Here is a 4,792-nt window from a genome sequence, read left to right on the forward strand (position 1 = left end):
GTTGGCTCTGGATCAGGAGTTGGTTCCGGCTCTGGAGTTGGCTCTGGATCAGGAGTTGGTTCCGGCTCTGGAGTTGGCTCTGGAGTTGGCTCTGGAGTTGGCTCAGGCGTTGGTTCCGGCTCTGGAGTTGGTTCCGGCTCAGGTTCTAAAGTCAACTCAGAACTAGACTCTGTTTGTGAAGCACCGGATATAGAATAGCTTCCATCCTGAGTATTCAAATCAAATGTGCTATACAACCCTTCAGCATTTTCACCCGTAAAAACTCCAAACCAAGCCCCGTCAGCGGCATGTATATTACTTAATGAATCTTTAAAAGATCCATTCTTCATAGACATCCCTTCATCACTTACAAAGTCTGCCAGTAACCCCTCTCCTTCAAAGTTCCACTCTCCACCATTAGAGCTTGAAGCAACTGAACGAGCCTCGGAAGGTGAAATCCCAAACTGTAAAAACAAGAGATAACCGAGAGTATCATTGCTAAAGTCAATTTTTAGTTCACTTCGGGAGTTCAATAGATTGCCTGAAGAAACAGATAAATTATTAGATGCGTAGACAAAAGTACCCGTTTTATTATTCAGCACTTCTTTGGAGGTTAAATTAGCCAACCCTCCAAAACTGGAAGGACTCTCCAGATACGAAAAACTGACTTGACCATCATTAGGCAAAGAGTCTGCCCACCAGCTTTCATATAAATCGGGGGGAAGGCTTAAATCTACAAAATTGATCGCCTCAAACTTAGGCATAGCATCATCTGAAAGATCCAGAAATTGCGTCAGAACTTCCGCTTCAGTCGCTCTGGATGAAGGTAACGTGTCCAACGAATCTGGACTTAAGCCAAAGATATCACTTCTGTTAAAGATAGCAGGAGGGGCTGAGAGTAACTCGGGGAGAGATTGACTGTCTGCGACATAACCAGTCTCGTTGGCACCGACAAACTGAACACCAGCATAGGTTTGGATATAGCCCTTACCTGAGTTAATCCTCAGGTAAACCCCTTTCTTAACCGATTCACCCTGATCCTCAGGAAAGTAAAATACCTCAAGGTCCGTTCCCCTGATACCCATGGTGGCAACCGGAGTTCTGATCTTGAAGCTTTCTTTGCGGGTTTGGCCAATCGAGCCAGTAATCGAGCGAAGCCCGCCCCTTAGCAAAGAGGTCTGAACCTTATCCTGACCATCCTGCTTAAAGCGGTAATTATCGATTTTAATAACGGTTGACGGGCGAACAGCAAGGTAACCACCATCAACCATCTTCAGCTGCATACTGCTGGCTTTATCTGAAACAATGCTCTCCCCCTCAAAGACAGATGCTCCCTGAACAGCCGTTCGGGATTCACCGCTAGCAGAATTGATAGTGACAACACCATGGATAAAGAGAATCTGACCAACTGCCTCAGCAGCCATAACCTTGAGGGGTAAGGTTAAAAAGAGGATTGACAATAAAGAATATATAAAACACTTTATTATGGAAGACACGGTCATCACCAAAGCAGTAAATTAAGTCGCCAAGTGCTCCTTGCACGCATCCCGCTTTGGCTTTGACAAGTCCTGTTGAATTCCAGATCCTACCTGTTTCGTAAACGAGCAAATACTCTTAAAGAGCTTTATCTGCCCGCTTACTACACAAGCAAATCTAATTTTACTACCTAGAAAAAATAATGGCCGTCCGGGTAACAAATGGTTACTATTTTTATGTGATCCAGTTCACACTACCCCTTTTACAGTCAATCGTCCCACTATGGTGCCTGTAAGTATGTTTCTGTAGTTTTCTGAAGGGTTCCTGCTCCATTAATCACACCCAGATCCGTATTCAATTCATAACCGACAAGAGCCCCATCAGCATTTGGACCAACAAACTGTCCTTGAAGAGAACCGGTTCCAATCAGAGTTTCAACCTGATAAGCATCCAAAGAAATGCCGTAACTGAGGAATTGATCGAGGGTACCGCTACCAAAAGCTGCAATATTGGCGCCGTTAAACCCTAAAGACATATCTGAATTAACGGATCCTCCCCCAAAGTCAACATTCAGACTCAGGTTGTTAACGGTGCCGGTAGTAATACCATCCACCGTTGTCAATGTGGGTAACGTCCCTCCAGCAAAAGAAAAAGTTGCTGTTTGCTGGCTGGAAGCAAGTGATGCCAGTTCAGCCGCAGATGTGAGATTATCCGCTGTAATAAAATGCAGTACATCCAGCTGATCGACACCCTCACCATTACTCATCAAGATATCGCCAGAGTTACTGGAGCCCCATCTCCCCCACTGAACTTTAGCGACCTCTGATCCATCTGCCCCTCTGATAGAATTAGTGCCCGAGACAGAATATGTACCGTCCAGCTGGCTGCTGTAGCTATCATTTATGATCTCATAGCTGGATGTATCTGAAATGAACTGTGCAGAAGAAGAATCAACACTGATGCCTTGGTTGTCATTAAAAGCGCCAACCAATTGTTGACTATCCGCTTCACTCACATAATACCCGGATAAACTATCAAGAGCCTCCGGATCAAAACTGAATCCAACTCCCCAGCCCAGCTGACTGCCAAAACCAGATACCAAGCCTGAAAATTCTGTACCGTCAACAACAGAGTTCTGCGCAGTTGAGTCAGAAAAAACTAATAAACCTGATGAAGAATAATTGATAATGCCGATATCACTCAATTCTTGAGCACTAAAGCCTCCCATAAGAATGTCGCTACGATCACCAGTCCATACAAAGTCCCAGTACCCCTCAACAGAGGCGTACCCGGTTTCGCCTCCCTGAATATCAAAGGATGTTACCCCACCAAACAACAGGACATTACCTTCACCGTTAGCCACATCACTTAACAAGTAGTAATCCGTGTATAGAGTCCATTTATCATGAGCGGTATCCGCAGTACCACTTGCCATCTCAAATTGTCCCGTCATCACGGAAGCATTGAAATCCAACATTAGATAAGAATTTGCTTCATCAAATATCAGTTGGTTTCCATTCTGATCATGGCCTGCAGCACCAAGAAGCCCGAATTTGACCTGCATATTTGGCCGGCCAGACGAAGCCAATGTATGAAGAGCCGATGAATCAATCATTGCGAAATAGCGTTGCTGATCAAAATATTGCTCACCGTTTAGCCCATCATCAACGATGTAGCCTCCCCAATACCCCCAGTTGATCTGATTTGCAGCACTGGCTGATGTCGCGCCAAATAGCAGATCACTACTTTGTACTTCTGAAATACTCCCTCCCTGAGAAAACCGCATTAGGTTTCCATCCAGAGTCGTAACTTCGGCTCCTAAAGCACTTGTGCTATAAAATCCAGCCTGAGTATCATTGAAATACGTCAAATGGTTACCGGTCACTATACGCTTTTCATTAAGAAGCATATCTTTTGTAAGCACCAATGACCCATCTGCATAATCATCTACAGAGTTCAGTTGGTAATAACCTGCAATTCCATCAACAGATGAACCAACGAAATCACCGAAAAATACTCCATCGGAAGATTCATACAGCCTATCGGTAGAATCGTAGCGCTCACCAATCAGCCCCAGCCCACTCCCGATAAAATCACTAATCTGACCAGAACCACTCATCGACCATTGACTACCAGAGAATGAAAGATCCATCAATAGATCGACATCCTGATCGATAAAATCAATTGTCATGGTACTTGATATTGACTGAGTTACCTCACCTGCTTGATTGGAAGCACTACCGCCAACTGAAGTTAACATGAAGATATTTTCATGACTGAAAATAGTAGTCGGATCAGTAAGCTGATCGGTATAGATATACTGAATCGGTGTGCTTTGCTCGATCAGACTCTGATCGTTGATCTGACGCCATGTAGTCCAAGTACCCCAGTTCACAGTCGCGTCTCCTAAGAAAGCTTCTGACGAAGCTGTAGATGCAGCTACCCATTGCTCAGCGGTTACTGGATAGAACACTGCAGCAAGCCCAACATTGTCCTGATACAAGCTAAACTCATCCAGAGAATAGCTGTTCCCCCTATTCAGCAAGCTGCCATTAACACCACTAAGCGAACTCAAACCACTCAGATAATCATCTAATTGCCGAAAACCAAAGGCATATACCCCTTCAATCTGACTGGAGGTTCCAGTCAGGTGAAAATAGCCAAATAAACCATCGGCATAGCTACCTCCGAACTCTCCCAAGACAGTCCCACTCAATGCATCAGTGACCACACCGTCATAACGACTACCACTCAGCGCAAAGCTACCGGCATAGAGGTTGCTCAGACTACCAGTGCCGAAAGCTCCCCAGCTATCCGAGCCCAAAGAACCAGACAAGTCCATGCTTGCGTTCTGTTGGGTGAAGTCGATACTCAGGCTGCCATTAAGATTCATACTAGTGTTACCAGTGTCATCCTGAACAATTCCATACACCGTATTGAAGTTATAAATCCCCTGCAAAGCAGCAGGGATCGCCGTATCGGTCAAGATATCGGTGTATATATACTGAGTTCGATATAGTTGTTCACTAAGCATCTGTCCTTGAATCTGGTGCCAGTTATTCCAGCTGCCCCAAATCACTTTCGCATCACCCAGTGTACCTGTGCTTTCACCACCAGTATCTGCGACTACCCACTGCTCACCACTGGCTTGGTTAACCACTGCAGTAAGAAGCCCATTTTCATTCTGATACAAAGTAAAATCACTCAGAAAATAGCCTGTACTATCATTCACCATCACTCCATTGATCCCTATCAGAGTGGTCATCCCCGCCAGATAATTATCCAGCTGACGGTCACCAAAGGCATACACGCCTTCAATCTGACTGGTGTTGCCTGC

General features: G+C 45.1%; 2 protein-coding genes. Both read right to left on the bottom strand.

Annotated elements, in window-relative coordinates:
- Positions 1-1,475: FecR family protein (locus BV405_RS17295; RefSeq protein WP_217895699.1), on the bottom strand; the 1,475-nt coding region annotated here is incomplete at its 3' end.
- 260 nt (positions 1,476-1,735) lie between these two features.
- On the bottom strand, positions 1,736-4,792 hold a 3,057-nt coding region (locus tag BV405_RS17730), incomplete at its 5' end, for a hypothetical protein (RefSeq protein ID WP_176330214.1).

The sequence above is a fragment of the Oceanospirillum sanctuarii genome, assembly GCF_002150805.1.
Lineage (GTDB): Bacteria > Pseudomonadota > Gammaproteobacteria > Pseudomonadales > Halomonadaceae > Oceanospirillum > Oceanospirillum sanctuarii.